The organism is Variovorax sp. P4_D9, assembly GCF_056401695.1.
In genome coordinates this window covers 1-2,347 of record NZ_JBFUIU010001119.1, presented here as the reverse complement: position 1 = coordinate 2,347, position 2,347 = coordinate 1, and the positions used below count along the sequence as shown (strand labels likewise).

The following is a 2,347-nucleotide window of genomic DNA, read 5'->3' as shown; positions in this document are numbered from 1 at the left end:
ACACCACCCTGCGCATCCAGCAGCGTCGCCACCAGAACGCCGCCAAGCACGGGTTCGCGAGCCTGGTCGGCCGAAGCCCCGAGTTCGTCCGCGCCATCGCCACGGCCCGCCGCTTCGCGAAAACCGATCTCGGCGTACTGATCGCCGGCGAGAGCGGTGTCGGCAAGGAWCTCTTCGCCCAGGCGATGCACAACGACAGCTCGCGCGCGGACCGGCCCTTCGTCGCGGTCAACTGCGCGGCGTTCCCCGAAACGCTGCTGGAGAGCGAGCTGTTCGGCCATGAGGAAGGCGCATTCACCGGTGCGCGCCGCGGCGGCAAGCGCGGGCTGTTCGAGACGGCCCACACGGGCACGCTGTTCCTGGACGAGATCGGCGACATGCCGCTTTCGCTGCAGACCCGGCTGCTTCGCGTGTTGCAGGAGCAGGAGATCACCCGCCTCGGTGCGACGGCTCCCATTCCCGTGGATGTGCGGGTTATTGCCGCCACCCACCAGCCTCTGGAGGAGATGATCGCCGCGCGGCGATTCCGGCAAGACCTCTACTACCGCATCAACACCCTGCGGCTCGCCATCCCGCCGCTGCGGGAGCGCGGCGACGACATTGCGCTGCTGGCACAGTCCCACGTGGCGCGCTGCCTCGATCGACTGGGCTCGCGCCTGGATGCCGTGGGCGCGCTGGCGCCTCTGCTGCCCCGCTTCGTCGCCGGCAAGTGGCCGGGCAACGTCCGGGAGCTGGAAAACATCTGCGAACGCGTCGCGGTTTTCCTGCTGCAGTTCGAGCGACTCGAAGACATTCCGTACGACGACCTGCGGCTCGACTGCCCCGAGCTGTTCCAACAGCTTCCACCCGCGGCCCAGCCACTGCGCGAACGGGTGCAGGAGGCCATGCGCGCCTCCGATGGCAACCGCCAGCGGGCTGCGCGGCAACTCGGGGTCAGTCGCTCGACGCTGTGGCGATGGCTGCGTGAATGGGAGGGCGACAGCTCGCTGGTACCTGGAGCATCGCCTCAACCATCCACGCAGGGGTAGCCTGAGGCCGGCGACGCGGAATGCTGGTCAAGGTGCGTGTCGCCGTCGCTCGACCAAGAGCGCGATGCCACCAAGGACGGCAGGCATGAGAGCGATCAGCCAAAACGAGACTTCCATGTCGTCGATCCTGCGTTGGCGCCCAACGGATGTCCAGCGGGCTGCTGGTCGTTGGAGTCCTCGTCGACCAGGATCCACTTGTCCCGCTTGTTTGTTCATGCCTCGTGGAGTGGCCGCACGAGCCCCGGAGCTTCATCCCATGCCGCCGCTTGGTCACGGCTTTGCGCAGGTGCTCAGCCCCGACTTCTTCCACGTCCAGGTTCGAGCGACAGGCAATGTGGAGCACGATCTCCAGGGTGTACCGGGGTTCACCATTTGCCAGCTTCAGGCACTCGAATATGCCCCTGTGAATCTCCCCGTAGGGCACCAGCCGAGGTCGGACGGTGCGTTCCCCTTTGATGGACTGGGGGTCGACCTTGACCTCGTGGAGAGGGATCACCCGGCCGAGTGCCTGCAAGGCTTGAACTAGCACTAGCTCCACTCGCTGACGGGGAAGCTGCTCCAGCTGGCTGTCAATCTTGTTGATGGCCCCAAGTAGCTTAGCTCGCTCTCGGATGAGCCCGGGCTCGGGCTGGCCACGATGCGAAACCCGGTGCCCTCGGCGACTTGCTCGACGACGTGTCGGGAGGACCGTAGAGACCGCGGGTCACGGAGCTGACTTGCTGCCGCCGGTGGGGACGCCATGGCTCAGCGTTTCGAGGCGTGCTCGAAGTGCCGCCTCCGTCTCGCGCCGCGTCGTGGCGTCGCGCGCCATCGCCACCGATCCCAAGGCCGAACCGTCGCTGCCGGTGACGACGCCGAAACTCATGTCCACATAGAGCCTTCGCCCGTCGCGGTGAACCGCGCGCGTCATGCGGATCTGCCCACCATGCTGCGTATGCCCCTGCGCGATGGCCCGATGGAAGGCGTCCCAATGGGCTTGTCGGAAGCGTTCGGGAATGATGATGTCGAGGCCACTGCCGATCGCTTCCGAAGCAGAGAAGCCGAACAATGCCTCGGCGCCACGGTTCCAGACCTGGATCACGCCATCTCGGTCAGCAAGGATGATGGCTTCAGAGATCTGCCGTACGATGGCTTCGAAGAGGCAGTGCCCGGACTGGGCGGACTGGGCGGACGGGGCTTGGTTGAGCATGGATCGGTCTCCTGCGTCATCGTTCTTCGGCGCCGCCGGCACCGGTGAAGCTAGGGATCGAGAAGCCCTCGCGCACCGATTGCAACTCCTGCAGGTGCAGCAGTGCCAACTGCTCAAGACAGGCCTTGCC

General features: G+C 66.1%; 2 protein-coding genes. One reads left to right on the top strand and one right to left on the bottom strand.

The annotated features are described in order from the left end of the window. Positions 1-1,028, top strand: a 1,028-nt coding sequence (locus AC1DY5_RS51790) for a sigma-54 interaction domain-containing protein (RefSeq protein WP_478122037.1), incomplete at its 5' end; no start/stop codon positions are given. A gap of 703 nt (positions 1,029-1,731) precedes the next feature. On the opposite strand, the gene AC1DY5_RS51785 is transcribed toward AC1DY5_RS51790, so the two are convergent. Continuing rightward, the gene (locus tag AC1DY5_RS51785) at positions 1,732-2,259 is read right to left on the bottom strand and encodes a PAS domain-containing protein (protein WP_478122036.1); all 528 of its coding nucleotides are present in this window, start codon (positions 2,257-2,259) and stop codon (positions 1,732-1,734) included. Positions 2,260-2,347: the final 88 nt, after the last annotated feature.